Annotated in this window: 17 protein-coding genes; all 17 read left to right on the top strand. The window is 57.8% G+C overall.

Annotated features, from left to right (window positions below):
• The first annotated feature begins 62 nt into the window (after positions 1-62).
• The 17 genes from ndk to AMM41_RS15055 all read left to right on the top strand — a co-directional run bounded on the left by ndk (position 63) and on the right by AMM41_RS15055 (position 17099).
• Positions 63-488 carry a nucleoside-diphosphate kinase gene (gene ndk / locus AMM41_RS15135; RefSeq protein ID WP_089960667.1) on the top strand — a complete coding sequence of 142 codons (426 nt, stop codon included), beginning with the start codon at positions 63-65 and terminating at the stop codon, positions 486-488.
• 32 nt (positions 489-520) lie between these two features.
• On the top strand, positions 521-1687 hold the full coding sequence (rlmN, locus tag AMM41_RS15130) for a dual-specificity RNA methyltransferase RlmN (RefSeq protein ID WP_089960664.1): 1167 nt from the start codon (positions 521-523) through the stop codon (positions 1685-1687).
• Positions 1665-2678, top strand: coding sequence for a helix-turn-helix domain-containing protein (locus AMM41_RS15125; RefSeq protein ID WP_194944817.1), 1014 nt, complete (start codon positions 1665-1667; stop codon positions 2676-2678). The genes rlmN and AMM41_RS15125 overlap by 23 nt, the downstream gene beginning before the upstream one ends.
• A gap of 2 nt (positions 2679-2680) precedes the next feature.
• Positions 2681-3970 carry a flavodoxin-dependent (E)-4-hydroxy-3-methylbut-2-enyl-diphosphate synthase gene (ispG, locus tag AMM41_RS15120; RefSeq protein ID WP_089960657.1) on the top strand — a complete coding sequence of 430 codons (1290 nt, stop codon included), beginning with the start codon at positions 2681-2683 and terminating at the stop codon, positions 3968-3970.
• Entirely contained in the window at positions 3967-5304 is a 1338-nt protein-coding gene (gene hisS, locus AMM41_RS15115; protein ID WP_228769301.1) for a histidine--tRNA ligase, read from the top strand. The genes ispG and hisS overlap by 4 nt, the downstream gene beginning before the upstream one ends.
• Positions 5305-5328: 24 nt before the next feature.
• A complete protein-coding gene (locus AMM41_RS15110; RefSeq protein WP_089960653.1) occupies positions 5329-6009 on the top strand; it encodes a YfgM family protein in 681 nt (226 codons plus the stop codon).
• A complete protein-coding gene (gene bamB, locus AMM41_RS15105; RefSeq protein ID WP_089960649.1) occupies positions 6006-7139 on the top strand; it encodes an outer membrane protein assembly factor BamB in 1134 nt (377 codons plus the stop codon). Before AMM41_RS15110 ends, bamB begins: the two co-directional genes overlap by 4 nt.
• 19 nt (positions 7140-7158) lie before the next feature.
• On the top strand, positions 7159-8499 hold the full coding sequence (der, locus tag AMM41_RS15100) for a ribosome biogenesis GTPase Der (protein WP_089960645.1): 1341 nt from the start codon (positions 7159-7161) through the stop codon (positions 8497-8499).
• Between the two features lie 69 nt (positions 8500-8568).
• Positions 8569-8832 carry an RNA chaperone Hfq gene (hfq, locus tag AMM41_RS15095; RefSeq protein WP_082431612.1) on the top strand — a complete coding sequence of 88 codons (264 nt, stop codon included), beginning with the start codon at positions 8569-8571 and terminating at the stop codon, positions 8830-8832.
• A gap of 27 nt (positions 8833-8859) precedes the next feature.
• Positions 8860-10071: a GTPase HflX gene (hflX, locus tag AMM41_RS15090; RefSeq protein ID WP_089960642.1), complete on the top strand. Its 1212-nt coding sequence runs from the start codon at positions 8860-8862 to the stop codon at positions 10069-10071.
• 56 nt (positions 10072-10127) lie between these two features.
• On the top strand, positions 10128-11516 hold the full coding sequence (hflK, locus tag AMM41_RS15085; protein ID WP_089960638.1) for an FtsH protease activity modulator HflK: 1389 nt from the start codon (positions 10128-10130) through the stop codon (positions 11514-11516).
• An 11-nt stretch (positions 11517-11527) separates the two neighbouring features.
• Positions 11528-12427, top strand: coding sequence for a protease modulator HflC (gene hflC / locus AMM41_RS15080; RefSeq protein ID WP_089960635.1), 900 nt, complete (start codon positions 11528-11530; stop codon positions 12425-12427).
• 3 nt (positions 12428-12430) lie between these two features.
• Positions 12431-12616 (top strand): DUF2065 domain-containing protein, encoded by a 186-nt coding sequence (locus AMM41_RS15075; RefSeq protein ID WP_089960632.1) that lies wholly within the window; start codon positions 12431-12433, stop codon positions 12614-12616.
• 66 nt (positions 12617-12682) lie between these two features.
• Positions 12683-13843: an ATP phosphoribosyltransferase regulatory subunit gene (locus AMM41_RS15070; RefSeq protein ID WP_089960629.1), complete on the top strand. Its 1161-nt coding sequence runs from the start codon at positions 12683-12685 to the stop codon at positions 13841-13843.
• Between the two features lie 17 nt (positions 13844-13860).
• Positions 13861-15189, top strand: a complete 1329-nt coding sequence (locus AMM41_RS15065; protein ID WP_089960625.1) for an adenylosuccinate synthase — start codon at positions 13861-13863, stop codon at positions 15187-15189.
• A 56-nt stretch (positions 15190-15245) separates the two neighbouring features.
• Positions 15246-15770, top strand: coding sequence for a phosphoribosyltransferase (locus tag AMM41_RS15060; protein WP_089960622.1), 525 nt, complete (start codon positions 15246-15248; stop codon positions 15768-15770).
• 72 nt (positions 15771-15842) lie between these two features.
• Positions 15843-17099, top strand: a complete 1257-nt coding sequence (locus AMM41_RS15055; protein ID WP_089960620.1) for a PLP-dependent transferase — start codon at positions 15843-15845, stop codon at positions 17097-17099.
• Positions 17100-17177: the final 78 nt, after the last annotated feature.

Raw genomic sequence — 17177 nt, 5'->3', positions numbered from 1 at the left:
ATCAAAGGCTTTGCCAAATGGCAAAAATCAGCATTAAAAACATTTTAGTTACAGGAACTCACATGGCCATCGAACGCACACTCTCCATCATCAAACCCGACGCAGTTGCCAAAAACGTGATCGGTCAGATCTATGCCCGTTTTGAAGCTGCTGGCCTGAAAGTGGTCGCCGCCAAAATGGTTCACCTGTCGCGCGGCGAAGCCGAGCAGTTTTACGCTGTGCACAGCGCACGTCCTTTCTTCAAAGACCTGGTCGATTTCATGATCTCCGGCCCCGTCATGATTCAAGCCCTGCAAGGTGAGAACGCCATCGCCAAAAACCGCGATCTGATGGGCGCAACCGACCCCAAGAAGGCCGACGCAGGCACCATCCGCGCTGACTTTGCTGACAGCATCGACGCCAACGCCGTGCACGGCTCTGACGCTCCCGAAACCGCTGCCGCTGAAGTTGCCTTCTTCTTCCCCGGCATGAACGTTTACGCACGCTGATTGCGTCGCGGCTCCAGCGCGACCTCATCTGTATGACGGCCAACCTTCTCGAATTTGACCTGGAAGGTCTGGCCGTTTTTTGTGACGGATTGGGCGAAAAGCGCTTTCGAGCCACCCAGCTGTTCCGCTGGATTCACCAGCGGGGCGCTTCTGATTTCAATCAGATGAGCGATTTGGCCAAGTCCTTGCGCCAAAAGCTGCAATCTCACGCGCACGTTTCGGCGCTGCCCGTGATCAGTCAACATATTTCTTCGGACGGCACCATCAAATGGCTGTTTGATGTGGGCGATGGCAACGCCATCGAATCGGTGTTCATTCCCGAAGACGACCGGGGCACCCTGTGTGTGTCCTCCCAAGCCGGCTGTGCCGTGGGCTGCCGGTTTTGCTCCACAGGACATCAAGGCTTCAGCCGCAATTTGACGACTGGCGAAATTCTGGCGCAGCTGTGGTTTGCTGAACATTTTCTGCGCAAGCACCTGAACACCGATGACCGCGTCATCTCCAATGTGGTGATGATGGGCATGGGCGAGCCTTTGCAAAACTATTCGGCCTTGGTGCCCGCCTTGCGCACCATGCTGGATGACCATGGCTATGGCTTGTCGCGCCGCCGTGTGACGGTGTCCACCTCGGGTGTGGTGCCCATGATCGAACGCCTGTCGGCCGATTGCCCAGTGGCCTTGGCCGTGTCCTTGCATGCGCCCAATGATGCCTTGCGTGACCACCTCGTGCCCCTGAACCGCAAATACCCATTGCATGAGTTGTTGCAGGCATGTGTGGCGTATCTGGCCTATGCGCCGCGAGACTTCATCACTTTTGAATATTGCATGCTGGACGGTGTCAACGATCAGGTTGAGCACGCAGAGCAATTGATCGATCTGGTCCAAAAATACGCGCGTCAAGGCCTGCGTTGCAAATTCAACTTGATTCCTTTTAATCCCTTTCCAGCCTCTGGTTTGTTGCGTTCCTCGGCCAGTCGTGTGCAGGCATTTGCCAAGATGCTTCAAGATGCGGGTTTGGTGACCACTGTGCGCAAAACCCGTGGTGATGACATCGATGCGGCCTGTGGCCAATTGGCCGGTGATGTCAAAGATCGAACCCAGGTTCAATCACGCATGGCGCAGCAACGGACCATTCCCTTGGTGCCGGTTCGTGCCGTGCGATCCGAGCAGCAAACCCATGACGACCCATCTTCCCTCTGAGCCCAACCCCACCATGGATGCCTTGGCCTCACCACCCCAAGAGTCAGCCTCAGCGGGTCAATTGCTCCAAGCTGCCCGTGAACAAGCTGGCGTGGATCTGTTTGTTCTTTCACAGACTTTGAAAGTGCCCGTCAAGCAATTGGAAGCGCTGGAGTCCGACAGCATTGACCCTGCCAAGGGCATTGTGTTTTTTCGCGGATTGGCCGCTGCGGTTTGTCGTCATTTGCAAATCGATGCAGCACCTGTATTGGCGCGGATGCCTTCAACGCCATTGCGTCTATCACCCCAAAAAACGGTAGGGCAATCCCCTGCACCTGTCATGCATTTGGGAACGCTTCGTTCGTCGCCCGGTCGACAAAAGCGTTCGGTCGGGGTGTGGGCAGCGGGCATGTTGGTACTGATCGCGGGACTGTTGTGGTTGCCCGCTCCGAGTCAGTGGATTTGGCTCGATGACGTGCAAGATTGGGTGGTCTCGATGAGTCAAAATGATTCAACGCCTGACAGCGTCCATCTCGACAATACGGCCCAAGCCAACAAAGACAGGGCCTTGACTGATCCGCAAGCTCCCTTGGACTCTGCGGCCTTGCCTTTGGCGCTCAGCCAAGCATCCGATGCGTCTTCCCCTGCAGCGGCTCAGAACCCCTCCGCAGTCCCCCCTTCGACTGCTGTTGCACCCACACCCTTGGGTGCCAACGCTCCAGCACCCTCGGTGCTCAAGGACAACGCAGCGGTCAAGCCAGACAAATCGACTTTGGCAGAATGGGTGTTTACCGCGTCTGCCGACAGCTGGATTGAATTGCGCAAGGGCCCGTCCCAGGTCGTCTGGAGTGGTGTGGTCAAGGCAGGGCAAAGCAAGCAAGTTCAGAGTCCTGTGCCTGTGAGCGTGGTGATTGGGCGTGCTCAGGGTGTGACTGTCACATTGCGTGGACAGCCCTTTGATCTCAAACCTCACACGCAAGTGACCGTGGCCCGATTTGAAGTGAAGGAGTGAACATGTCCTCTGCCGATTTAGCCTTTTCGCAGTCAGCGATCAACATCGCACGACCTGCCCAGCGCAAAAGCCGTCAGTCCCAAGTGGTTTGGGGTTCGCGCGTCGTCACCGTTGGCGGCGGCGCCCCGGTGCGTGTGCAGTCCATGACCAACACCGACACGGTGGACGTGATTGGCACCGCCATCCAGGTCAAAGAGCTGGCGATTGCCGGCTCCGAGATGGTGCGCATCACGGTCAATACGCCGGAAGCCGCCGAAGCCGTGCCACACATCCGCGACCAGCTTGACAAAATGGGCATCGACGTGCCCCTGATCGGCGACTTCCATTACAACGGCCACCGCTTGCTGACCGACTACCCGGCGTGTGCCGAGGCGCTGTCCAAGTACCGCATCAACCCCGGCAACGTGGGCAAAGGCGACAAGCGCGATGTGCAGTTTGGTCAGATGATCGAAGCGGCCATGCGCTGGAACAAAGCCATCCGCATCGGCGTGAACTGGGGCAGCTTGGACCAGGAACTGTTGGCCGATTTGATGGACACCAACAGCCAACGCGCTCAGCCTTGGGAAGCGCGTCAGGTCATGTACGAGGCGTTGATCTCGTCGGCCATCTCGTCAGCCCAGCGTGCCGAGGCCATGGGCCTCAATGGGAACCAAATCGCCTTGTCATGCAAGGTCTCGGGCGTTCAGGATTTGATTTCGGTCTACCGCGAATTGGGCCGCCGCACCGACTACGCCTTGCACCTGGGCCTGACCGAAGCGGGCATGGGCACCAAGGGCACGGTGGCTTCGGCGGCCGCCTTGTCGGTGTTGCTGCAAGAAGGCATTGGCGACACCATCCGCGTGTCCCTCACGCCCCAGCCGGGCGAAGCGCGCACACAAGAGGTGGTGATCGCGTCTGAAATTTTGCAGTCGCTGGGCTTGCGCATTTTTGTGCCCAGCGTCACCGCTTGCCCCGGTTGCGGCCGCACCACCAGCAGCACCTTTCAAGAGTTAGCCAAACAGATTGACGGCTTTTTGCGTGCCCAAATGCCCGTTTGGCGCGTGCGTTACCCCGGGGTGGAAAACCTCAAGGTGGCGGTGATGGGTTGCATCGTGAACGGCCCCGGCGAGAGCAAGCACGCTGACATCGGCATCAGCTTGCCCGGCACGGGCGAGGCACCTGCTGCGCCGGTGTTCATCGATGGCGAAAAACGCCTGACTTTGCGCGGTGAAGGCATTGCGCAAGAGTTCCAGGTGCTGGTTGAAAATTACATTGAGAACCGTTTTGGTTCCGGATCTGCTGAGAAAAAATGAGCGAGTCGCTGAAAGAAATGACCCCCAAAGTCGAAAAAGTGGCCAAAGCCCAGAAGCTGGTGGGCGTCAAGGGCATGAACGACATCCTGCCGCCCGACTCGGCCCGTTGGGAGTGGCTGGAGGGTCAAGTGCGCGCTTTGATGGCGCGTTATGCCTACCGCAATGTGCGCCTGCCCATCGTCGAGCCCACAGCGCTGTTTGTGCGCGGCTTGGGTGAAGTGACCGACATCGTTGAAAAGGAGATGTACTCCTTTGAAGACCGCCTGAACGGTGAGCAACTGACCCTGCGCCCCGAAGGCACGGCCGGTTTGGTGCGATCGGTGGTCGAGCACAACCTGCTGTATGAAGGCGGCAAGCGCCTGTATTACATGGGCCCGATGTTCCGCCACGAGCGCCCGCAGCGCGGCCGCTACCGCCAGTTCCACCAAATTGGCGCCGAGGTGCTGGGTTTTGGCGGTGCTGAGGTCGATGCCGAATTGATTTTGTTGGCCAATGACCTGTGGAAGGTCTTGGGTCTGAAAGACGTGCGCCTGGAACTCAACAGCCTGGGTCAACCGGCTGAGCGCCAAGCCCACCGAGCCGCGCTGATCGCGCACTTGGAAAAGCACAGCGATGTGCTCGACGAAGAAGCCAAGCGCCGTCTGCACAGCAACCCGCTGCGCATTCTGGACACCAAAAACCCGGCCATGCAAAGTGTGGTCGAGTCAGCCCCGCGCCTGCTCGACTTTTTGGGTGAAGCATCGCTGGCCCACTTCAACGCGGTCAAAGCGATTTTGGATGCCAACGGCGTGGCCTACAGCATCAACCCGCGCCTGGTGCGGGGCATGGATTACTACAACCTCACGGTGTTCGAGTTCATCACCACCAGTCTGGGCTCGCAAGGCACCATTTGTGGTGGTGGCCGCTATGACTATCTGATTGAGCAGGTCGGCGGCAAACCCGCACCCGCCGTGGGTTGGGCTCTGGGTGTTGAGCGTGTGCTCGAACTGATCAAAGAGCAGGGCGAGGCTTTGCCCGATCTGGCACCCGATGTGTACGCCATCATCCCCGAAACCGCCGCCTTGCCAGTGGCCATGCAGGTGTTGCAAACCTTGCGTGCCTGTGGCATCTCGGCCCAAATGCACGCCGGCACTGGCGAAGGCATGGGCAGCATGAAGTCTCAGTTCAAAAAGGCCGATGGCTCGGGGGCGCGTTTTGCCCTGGTTTTTGGGGCTGAAGAATTGACCCAGGGTCAGGTCACGGTGAAATCGCTGCGTGACGGCGAAGGGGCACAGCGCCGCGAGACCTTGAGCACTGTGGCCACTTGGGCCCACACCCTACAATCCACGCTTTGATGCGAACACAGCAGTAAAACCACCATGGCCAAAGCACTCGACCTTGAAGAACAAGAACAACTCGACCAGATCAAACATTTCTGGAAGAGATACGGCAACCTGATTTCCTGGATGCTGATTGCTGTCATGGGCAGTTACGCAGCCTGGAATGGTTACCAGTATTGGCAGCGTGACCAAGCGGGCAAGGCTTCCGTCATGTTTGACGAGGTCGAACGAGCAGTCACTTCGGGAGATTTGGCGAGGGTTGAGCGCAGTTTTGCCGACATGAAAGACAAATTTGGTGCCACCCATTACGCCCATCAAGCCGCATTGTTGGCTGCCAAAAGTTTGCAAACGCAAGGCAAGTCCGACGCCTCACGCGCAGCACTTTCATGGGTGGCTGAATCGGCCCCTGATTCGGCTTACCGCGATATTGCCCGCCTGCGCTTGTCGGCCTTGTTGTTGGATGCAGGATCCAACGACGAGGCCTTGAGCCAATTGACGCGTCCCTTCACACCGGCGATGCAGGGTTTGGCTGAAGATTTGCGGGGCGATGTTTTGAAGGCCCAAAGCAAAAACAGTGAAGCGGCAGCGGCCTACCAATTGGCTTGGCAGCAGCTGGCCGACAGCGCAGATTACCGTCGTTTGGTGGAAGCCAAGCTCAATGCTTTGGGGATGGACCCACAAACGGCCTCGTCAGCCTCTGTCAAAGGAGCTTCCAAGTGATCATCAAGTCGACCGTTGCCTTGCACCGCTGGTTCCTTGTGGCCCTGATGGGCGTTTTGTCGGCCTGTTCAAGCGCACCCGAAAAACCTCAACCATCGCCTCTGCCCTCGGTCAGTGGGACGCTCAAGGTGCAAAAAGTTTGGTCTGCCACAGTCGGTCCAATCAGCACGCCCTTGATGGTCTCTGTGCATGGGCAGCAAGTCGCGATCGCCTCAACTTCGGGTCAGCTGGTACTGATGGACACACAAACTGGCCGAGACGTTTGGCGTGTTTCGGTGGGCTCGTCCATCCAGGCGGGTGTAGGCGGTGATGGCCAGCGTTTTGCTATGGTGACGCAAAACAATGAATTGGTGGTGGTGGAGGCCGGAAAGATTGTTTGGCGTCAAGTGCTGTCGGCCTTGTCGTACACCCCACCCGTGGTGGCGGGAGCCCGTGTTTTTGTGCTCACTGGTGACCGAGCGGTCACGGCATTCGATGGCGCAACGGGTCAAAAACTGTGGACACAACAACGGCCGAATGACCCGCTTGTTCTGCGTCAAGCAGGCTTGCTGATGCCCTTGGGTGACAGTTTGTTGGTGGGTTGGGGTGGTCGTTTGGCTTCTTTGAATCCCTTGACGGGCGTTCCGCGTTGGGAAACTTTGGTGGGCAGCACCCGCGGAACCAACGAGGTCGAGCGCTTGGTGGATGTTGTGGCAGGGGCCAGTCGCTTGGGCAATTCGGTGTGTGTTCGTTCATTTCAGACCTCTGTGGTGTGTTTGGATGGACTCAATGGTCGAGCAGTCTGGAGTCGTTCAGCCCAAGGCCATCAAGGTGTGGACGGCGATGATCAACTGCTGTGGGGTGTTGAATCCGACGGCAAGGTGCTGGCTTGGCAGCGACAAACGGGTACCCCCGTCTGGACACTCGAGAGCTTGCGTTTTCGTGGCTTGAGCATGCCTTTGGCTTGGAGCCGAGCTTTGGTCCTGGGTGACCAAGACGGCTGGGTTCATTTCTTGTCCAAGCAAGATGGTCAGACGCTCGCGCGTGCAGCCACCGATGGCACGGCCATCGTCGGTAAACCCGTCTGGACGGGTCAAACATGGGTCGTGGTCACACGCACCGGGGGCGTGTTCGGATTTCGCCCTGAATAATGGATCGGAAAATTTTTAAGTGAAACCTGTACTGGCCCTTGTGGGCCGCCCCAATGTGGGCAAATCCACGCTCTTTAACCGTCTCACCAAGAGCCGTGATGCGATCGTGGCCGATTTTGCGGGCCTGACCCGCGACCGCCATTACGGCAATGGCAAACAAGGCCGACAAGAATTCATTGTCATTGACACGGGTGGTTTTGAGCCCGATGCCAGCGCTGGCATTTACAAGGAAATGGCCAAGCAAACGCAGCAAGCGGTGGCCGAAGCTGACGTGGTGATTTTTGTGGTCGATGCGAGGGGCGGTTTGTCGGCGCAAGACCATGACATTGCCAAATACCTGCGAAAGATTGGCAAACCCACTTTGCTGGTGGCCAACAAAGCCGAGGGCATGCTTGAAGGCATCCAGTTGACCGAGTTCTATGAACTGGGCTTGGGTGAGGTGATTGCCATTTCGGCGGCTCATGGCCAAGGCACGCGCGGCCTGGTCGAGCTGGCATTTGAATTGCTCAACTTGCCCGATGAACCTGAAGAAACCGAAGACGATCCCTCGGTCATCAAGCTTGCCGTGGCGGGGCGTCCCAATGTAGGCAAGTCCACGCTCATCAACACCTGGTTGGGTGAAGAGCGTTTGGTGGCCTTTGACATGCCGGGTACGACGCGTGATGCGATTTCGGTGCCATTTGAAAAACAAGGTCAAAAGTTCGAGTTGATCGACACCGCGGGTTTGAGGCGCAAAGGCAAAGTGTTTGAGGCCATTGAGAAGTTCTCAGTGGTCAAAACCTTGCAAGCCATCGAGTCGGCCAATGTGGTGCTGTTGTTGCTCGATGCCGAGCAAGGTGTGACCGACCAGGATGCACACATCGCCGGTTACGCCCTCGAAAGCGGTCGTGCCATGGTTTTGGCCGTGAACAAATGGGAGTCAGTGGACGAGTACCAACGCCAGTTGGTGCAGCGCTCCATCGAGACGCGATTGCCGTTTTTGAGTTTTGCCAACATGCATTTCATCTCGGCCAAAAAACGCCAAGGCTTGGGTCCGGTGTGGGCTTCCATTGTTCAGGCCCACAAGGCGGCCATGTGCAAAATGAGCACGCCCATCTTGACGCGCTTGTTGCTCGAGGCTGTTCAGTTCCAAAGTCCACAGCGCGGGGGCATGTTCCGACCCAAGTTGCGTTATGCACACCAAGGGGGCATGAACCCCCCTGTGATTGTGGTGCACGGCAACTCGCTCGAGCACGTCACCGACACCTACAAGCGATTTTTGGAAGGCCGATTCCGCAAGGCCTTTAACCTGTCCGGCACACCCTTGCGTATCGAAATGAAAACTTCGACAAATCCTTTTGCTGACAAAGAATCCAGCTGATTTCGAGGAAATCATTTTTTGGCACGGTGGCTGGCTTTGGCCTGTGGTAAGGTCACATCTTCTAAACTTCTGAACACGGAGAATATCGTGAGCAACAAAGGTCAACTTTTGCAAGACCCCTTCCTGAACGCCTTGCGCCGAGAGCATGTGCCCGTTTCAATTTATTTGGTCAACGGCATCAAACTTCAAGGTCAGATTGAATCCTTTGACCAGTATGTGGTTCTTCTTCGCAATACTGTGACTCAAATGGTTTACAAACATGCCATTTCAACCATTGTTCCTGGTCGTTCGGTGACGTTCAGCACACCCGAAACAGGTGAAATCACCGCTTGATGCGGTTATTCAAGGGTCTTGGTCTCCATGCCAAGGCCGCAGGTGCTGATATTGTCTGAAACATCTTCTCATGCTCCCGCGCCGACCTTATTGGTCGGCGTTGACTTTGGGCGAGCGCATTTTGATGCCGATCTTCAAGAGCTGGGCCTGCTGGCCGAGTCTGGTGGCCTCAAGCCCGTTGCCCGTTTGACCTGCAAGCGCAAAGCGCCCGATCCTGCGTTGTTTGTGGGCAGTGGCAAAGCCGACGAAATCAAGGAGCTGGCCCTGATGCACGGTGCGGTCGAGGTCTTGTTTGACCAAGCCCTCAGCCCTGCACAGCAGCGCAATCTGGAACGCCACATTGGTTTGCCCGTGAACGACCGGACCTTGTTGATCCTTGAAATTTTTGGCCAGCGTGCGCGAAGTCATGAAGGCAAATTGCAAGTCGAATTGGCTCGTCAGCAGTATCTGAGCACCCGTTTGGTCAGGCGCTGGTCCCACCTTGAACGGCAAAGCGGCGGCATTGGCATGCGTGGTGGTCCGGGGGAAACGCAGATTGAGTTGGATCGCCGCATGATCAACGACTCGATCAAACGCATCAAAGAACGGTTGGTCAAGGTCAAGCGCCAGCGCAACACACAGCGCCGTCAGCGTGATCGCCGCGACACCTTCAACATTTCATTGGTGGGTTACACCAACGCTGGCAAATCCACTTTGTTCAATGCCCTGGTCAAGGCGCGTGCCTACGCGGCAGATCAACTTTTTGCCACCTTGGACACCACCACCCGACAGCTTTACCTGGGTGAAGCAGGGCGCTCGGTGTCCTTGTCGGACACGGTCGGGTTCATTCGCGATTTGCCGCATGGTTTGGTGGAGGCGTTTCAGGCCACCTTGCAAGAGGCCACTGACGCCGATTTGCTGCTCCATGTGGTGGACGCGGCCAACCTCGATTGGCCCGAGCAAATGGCTGAAGTGCAAAAAGTGTTGACCGAAATTGGGGCGGATGCCGTGCCGCAATTGTTGGTTTTTAACAAGCTTGACGCCATTGATGCAGAACGTTACCCCCTGCAGTTGCAAGACCAATACGAAATGGACGGTATGCCCGTGCCGCGTGTATTTTTGAGCGCTCAGTCCGGAAAAGGACTTGATTTGTTGCGCACAGCCTTATCGAAAATCGTCAAAACGGCATTGCCACCGGATGCTCTTGAAATCACAGATCCCCGTGACTTCACCCGGGAATATCCAGACGATCAGCATTGAGATGCCTTTGATTTCGGCACAATAACAACTCGTCACTCAGACAAAGACTCTTCACCATGAATTTCCACCTGCCAGCCCTGCGATGGTCTTTGCTTCCCGCAAAAATCAGAGGCATGTTCAATCTGAATGACCCACGATGGGGTCGGGATGACGATAAATCGACGACCGATTCAGGGCAAAAGCCCACAGGCGATCTGCCGCCTTCCAGCAGCTCCAAACCAGACGCTTGGCAGCAACCACCCAGTCGTGGTCCGCAGCAACAGCAAAGCGGTCCACCGGATCTTGACGAACTCTGGCGTGATTTCAACCGCAAGTTAGGTCAATTGTTCGGAGGCAAAGGGGGCCCTCAAAAACCCCAAGGCTCTGGCGGTTCGGGGGGCTCAGGCGGTCCTGGAATTCCCGTGTTTTTCAAAAACCTCGGCTTGGGCGTGATCTTGGCCGCTGCAGTGTTGGTCTGGCTTGCCACGGGATTCTTCATCGTGCAAGAGGGCCAGCAAGCGGTGATCACGCAATTCGGCAAGTACCACTCCACCGTCGGTGCGGGTTTCAATTGGCGCATGCCTTATCCCGTGCAGCGCCATGAGCTGGTGTTTGTGACCCAAATCCGCTCGGTGGACATTGGTCGCGACAACATCATCAAAGCCACAGGCCTGCGTGAATCGGCCATGTTGACCGAAGACGAGAACATTGTGGAGATCAAGTTTGCGGTGCAATACCGTTTGAACGATGCCCGCGCCTATTTGTTCGAAAGCCGCAACCCAACCGAAGCGGTGGTGCAGTCCGCCGAGACGGCCGTGCGTGAGGTGGTGGGCAAGATGAAGATGGATTCGGCCCTGGCCGAAGAACGCGACCAGATCGCCCCGCGTGTCCGCGAAAAAATGCAAACCATCCTGGACCGCTACAAAGTGGGTATTGAGGTGGTGGGCATCAATTTGCAGCAAGGTGGTGTGCGTCCACCCGAGCAGGTTCAAGCTGCGTTTGACGATGTGCTCAAAGCCGGTCAGGAGCGTGAACGCGCCAAGAACGAAGCCCAAGCTTATGCCAATGATGTGGTGCCGCGTGCCGTGGGTGCAGCGTCTCGTCTGAAGGAAGAAGCCGATGCTTACCGTGAGCGGATCGTGGCGCAAGCCGAAGGTGACGCCGAGCGTTTCAGAACCATCTTGCCGGAGTACCAAAAGTCGCCACAAGTCATGCGCGACCGCATGTACACCGACACCATGCAGCAAATTTACAGCAATGTGACCAAAGTGTTGGTGGACAGCAAGCAAGGCTCCAACCTCTTGTATTTGCCACTCGACAAAATCATGCAACAAGTCAGCAGTGTCGCGCCTCCCGCCCTGGACAGCGCAGCGGCTGTACCTGCCACAGCCAGCGGTGGCAACAATGGAGCTGTGGACACGCGTTCGCGTGACCTGCAGCGTTCGCGTGACCGCGATCCACGATAAGGAAAAACAAAATGAATCGCATTGGATTGTGGATTTCGACTTTGCTGGTGGCCTTCGTGCTGTTCAGCTCTACCGTGTTTGTGGTGGATCAGCGCCAGTTTGGCGTGGTCTATGCCTTGGGTCAGATCAAGGAAGTGATCACTGAGCCCGGCTTGCACTTCAAGCTGCCGCCCCCGCTTCAAAACGTCAACTACATCGACAAACGCCTGCTCACGCTGGACAGTCCTGACAACGAGCCCATGCTCACGGCTGAAAAGCAGCGTGTTGTGATCGACTGGTATGTGCGCTGGCGCATTGCCGATCCACAGGCTTACATTCGCAACGTGGGCTTGGACGAAAAGTCCGGCACCAACCAGCTCAACCGAGTGGTCCGCAACGCCTTCCAGGAAGAAATCAACAAGCGCACCGTCAAGGAGTTGCTGTCACTCAAACGTGAAGAGTTGATGGACGATGTCAAGGCCGCAGTGCTGCTGGTTGTCAAAGGTGCCAAGCCTTGGGGTGTGGACGTGGTCGATGTGCGCATCACCCGGGCTGACTATGTGGACACCATCACCGAGTCGGTGTATCGACGCATGGAGGCCGAGCGCAAACGGGTGGCCAACGAGTTGCGTTCAACCGGTGGTGCCGAGGGTGAAAAAATCCGTGCCGACGCTGATCGTCAGCGTGAAGTGACGATTGCCAACGCTTACCGCGAAGCGCAAAAAATCAAAGGCCAAGGCGATGCCCAAGCGGCTCGTTTGTATGCGGACTCCTTTGGCCGTGACCCCCAATTTGCGCAGTTTTACCGCAGCCTTGAAGCCTATAAATCCAGCTTCAACAGCAAGAGTGACGTGATGGTGCTCGATCCGAGCAGTTCCGAATTCTTCAAAGGCATGCGTGGCGCAGCAGGCAACGCAGCTGCTCGAAAGTAAGTCTTGCTCGATACCCTCCTGATGGCATTGGGCCTGATGCTCATCTTGGAGGGGTTGATGCCCATGGTGTCTCCTCTTCGTTGGCGCAGCTTGTTTGAGCAACTGCTCAAGCTCGAAGATGGGCAAATTCGGTTTTTCGGCATGGTCATGGTGATTGCTGGCTTGCTCTTGTTCTGGCTTGTTTCCTGATCTGATTTCAGGAAATAGGCTTGCAACCCGGTAAAATCTCGTTTTTAACAGTCCCCCCTCATCCCCATGTCTGCTTGGGTCCTCCCGGATCACATTGCCGATGTCTTGCCCTCTGAGGCTCGCCACATCGAAGAACTCCGTCGCGAATTGCTGGACACCGCCCGTGGCTATGGCTACGAGTTGGTCATGCCGCCGTTGCTGGAGTATTTGGAATCCTTGCTCACCGGCACGGGCGAAGCGCTTGATTTGCAAACTTTCAAGTTGGTGGATCAGTTGTCGGGTCGCACCCTGGGTTTGCGGGCAGACACGACCCCCCAAGTGGCCCGCATTGACGCCCATTTACTCGGCCGTGCTGGCCTGACCCGCCTGTGCTATTGCGGCCCTGTTCTGCACACCCGCCCAGCACGCCCGCACGCCACCCGCGAACCCTTGCAATTGGGGGCCGAAATTTACGGACACGCCGGGCCTGAAGCCGATCTGGAAATTTTGCAATTGGCCCTCGACAGCCTTCGCGCCGCTCGTGTGGGCAATTTGCAGGTGGACCTGGCTGATGCTCGCATCGTCAACAGCTTGCTGCAGGCCGAACCCATTTCTGACGAGCTGCGCCACAACATCCATGCTGCGCTGGCCATCAAGGACGCCAGTGGCATTGCTCGCCTGACTGCTGGCTTTGCACAGGCCCACCGCGACGGTTTGATGGCCTTGGTCAATTTGTACGGTGATGCCAGTGTGCTCGACCAAGCGGCTCAATGTTTGCCTGCAACGCCCGCTATCACAGAAGCCTTGAGTCAACTGCGTGCCCTGGCTGAACAAATTCCGGGCGCGGCCATCAGTTTTGATTTGGGTGATTCGCGTGGCTACGCTTATTACAGCGGCATGCGCTTTGCCATTTATGCCCAAGGCGCATCTGACGCTTTGGCACGGGGTGGCCGTTACGACGGCGTGGGTGCTGTGTTTGGTCACCGCATCGACCGCGACCGGCCCGCTGTGGGCTTCAGCCTTGACCTGAAAGAATTGGTGTCGGCCGTCAAGCCCCTGGCTTTGCGTGCGGCCATCCGTGCGCCGTGGGGTCAAACCGCCAGCTTGCGCGAGGCGATTGCCTCATTGCGCAGCCGGGGCGAAACCGTGGTGTGTGTCTTGCCCGGGCACGAAAGTGAAATCGACGAATTCCATTGCGACCGCGAGTTGATCGAAGCGGCAGGGCAGTGGTTGGTACAGGCTCTTTGAGAAAGAACATTTCAAGCATGAACAAGTTGCAAGGCCGTAATGTGGTCGTGGTCGGCACCCAATGGGGCGACGAGGGCAAAGGCAAACTGGTCGACTGGTTGACCGAAAGCGCCCAAGGCGTGGTGCGTTTCCAGGGGGGACACAACGCGGGTCACACCTTGGTGATCAACGGCGTGAAAACCGCTTTGCACCTGATTCCCAGCGGCATCATGCGTGCAGGCGTCAAGTGCTACATCGGTAACGGCGTGGTCTTGTCTGTGCCCAAGCTGCTCGAAGAAATTGCAGGCCTTGAAAAAGCCGGTGTCGAGGTGCGTTCGCGCTTGCGCGTGAGCGAAGCTTGCCCGCTGATCTTGCCCTACCACGTTGCTTTGGATGTGGGCCGTGAAGCCGCCAAGGAAAAAGCCGGTACCGCCAAAATCGGCACCACCGGCCGCGGCATCGGCCCCGCTTATGAAGACAAAGTGGCGCGTCGTGCCCTGCGTGTGCAAGACCTCAAATACCCCGAGCGTTTTGCCACCAAGCTGCGCGAGAACCTGGCCTTGCACAACGAGATTTTGGTCAACATTCTGGGCGCTGCGCCTGTGGACTTTGACACCACCTACAACGAAGCCATGGCCTACGCCAAACAGCTGTTGCCCATGGTGGCCGATGTCTCGCGCGAGTTGAACGACGCCCATGCTTCAGGTGCCAATTTGCTGTTCGAAGGCGCACAAGGCACTTTGCTTGACGTAGACCACGGCACCTACCCATTTGTCACGTCCAGCAACTGCGTGGCGGGCAATGCCGCTGCAGGCTCTGGCGTGGGCCCGGGCATGCTGCATTACATCTTGGGCATCACCAAGGCGTATTGCACCCGTGTGGGTGGCGGCCCATTCCCCACCGAACTCGACTGGGAAACCCCCGGCACACCCGGTTACCACATGTCCACCGTCGGCGCTGAAAAAGGCGTGACCACCGGCCGTTCACGCCGTTGTGGCTGGTTCGACGCCGCCTTGCTCAAGCGCAGTGCGCAGGTCAACGGCCTGAGCGGTTTGTGCATCACCAAGCTCGATGTGCTCGATGGCTTGAAAGAGTTGTGGTTGTGCACCGGTTATGAGCTCGATGGCGAAACCATCGACATCTTGCCCATGGGCGCGGACGAAATTGCCCGCTGCAAGCCCATTTACGAAGTCATTCCCGGATGGACCGAGACCACCGTGGGCGTGACCGAGATGGACAAGCTGCCCGCCACGGCCCGCTATTACCTGGACCGCATTGCCCAAGTGACCGGCGTGCCCGTGCATGTGGTGTCCACCAGCCCCGACCGTGACCACACCATCTTGCTGCACAACCCCTTTGCGGCCTGAGCGTTTGGCTCTGCACAACACCTCGACCTCAACCCCTGATTTTTTGGAGTGACCCCATGTTGACCGAAGACGGCAAGCACCTGTACGTGAGCTACGACGAGTACCACAACCTGATCGAAAAACTCGCGATCAAAATTCACCAGTCTGGCTGGGAATTCGACAACATCCTGTGCCTGGCCCGTGGCGGCATGCGCCCTGGCGACATCCTGTCGCGCATCTTTGACAAGCCTTTGGCCATCATGTCCACCAGCTCGTACCGCGCAGAAGCCGGCACCGTGCAAGGCCACCTGGACATTGCCCGCTACATCACCACCCCCAAGGGCGAAATCGCTGGCCGCGTGCTGTTGGTCGATGATCTGGCTGACACCGGCCACACCCTGCGTGCGGTGGTGGACCAGTTGAAAAACAACTACAAGCCCGTGACCGAATTGCGCTCGGCCGTCATCTGGACCAAAGGCGTGTCGACCTTCAAGCCCGATTACTCGGTGGAAGAGTTGCCCACCAACCCCTGGATTCACCAGCCCTTCGAGCCGTATGACAACATGCGCCCCGAAAAACTGATCGAAAAGTGGAGCGTTTGAGTCGCTTCTGACTTACCCTAACTTCCAAGCAAACAGCCTCCTTCGGGAGGCTGTTTGCATTAGGATGAGCGGATGACTAACGATGCCAACACCTCTTCATTCGCGCACATCAGCACCGGGCTGATCCATCACCCCTACACCCCGCCCGCCGGATTCGATGCGCCCCAGCCGGGCGTGTTCAAGGCCTCGACGGTGTACTTTCCCACCGTGGCCGACATGCGCCAGCGTGAGTGGAAAGACAAATCGGCCTACACCTATGGCTTGCACGGCACGCCCACCACTTATTTGCTCGAAGAGCGTTTATGCGCTCTGGAAGGTGGCTTGCAGTGCATGCTGGTGCCCAGTGGCTTGGCGGCGCTGGCCTTGGTAGCCTTGTCGGTTTTAAAGACCGGCGACGAAGTGCTCATTCCGGACAACGCCTACGGCCCCAACAAAGCACTGGCCGATGGCGAGTTGCGCCACTTTGGTATCACCCACCGTTTTTTCGACCCGATGGACCCGCAGGATCTGTCTCGCCAGATCAACGAGCGCACGCGCCTGGTGTGGCTCGAAGCGCCCGGCTCGGTGAGCATGGAGTTCCCCGATTTGCCCGAGATGGTGCGCCGCTGCCGCGAGCGTGGCGTCATGTGCGCCCTGGACAACACCTGGGGCGCTGGCCTGGCCTTCAAGCCTTTTGATTTACTGGGCGATGGCGCGGGCGGGGAGGGCAGCTTGGCGGTAGACATCAGCGCCCATGCGCTCACCAAATACCCCAGCGGCGGCGGCGACGTGCTGATGGGCAGCGTCATCACGCGCGACGCGGCCTTGCACCTCCAAATCAAGCTTTGCCACATGCGCTTGGGCCTGGGCGTGGCGGCCAACGACGCCGAAACCGTGCTGCGTTCCTTGCCCAGCATCTCGCTGCGTTATGCCGCGCACGACCAGACCGCCCGCGCCCTGGCCGCTTGGTGGCAAGCCCAGCCGCAATGCGCGCAACTGATGCACCCGGCCTTTGCAGGCGCACCCGGTCACGCCCATTGGCAGGCCCTGTGTGATCGCGAGCCCGGCACGGGCCAGGCAGCGGGCTTGTTCAGCGTCATGATCGACGCGCGTTTCAGCCAGGCTCAGGTGGACGCGTTTTGCGACGGCCTGAAACTCTTCAAGATCGGCTACAGCTGGGGTGGGCCTGTCAGCCTGGTGGTGCCCTACAACATCGCTTCGATGCGGCAGGCTTGGCCCGGTCATTTGAAGCCGGGCACGTTGGTGCGTTTTTCGACCGGTCTGGAGTCTGCGCAGGACCTGATTCTTGACCTGCATCAATCTGTGCAGGCGCATTTGCCCATGGCCTGATCACGCAGGTGACAAAGTGGGCACTTTGGTGGCCCAAGACACGCGAAGTTGGGGGTTTCCTGACTGGTCAAAGCGTAC

Origin of the sequence: Limnohabitans sp. 2KL-3, assembly GCF_001269405.1 — a bacterium.
Taxonomy (GTDB): domain Bacteria; phylum Pseudomonadota; class Gammaproteobacteria; order Burkholderiales; family Burkholderiaceae_C; genus Limnohabitans_A.
This window is presented reverse-complemented; position numbering and strand designations above follow the sequence as displayed.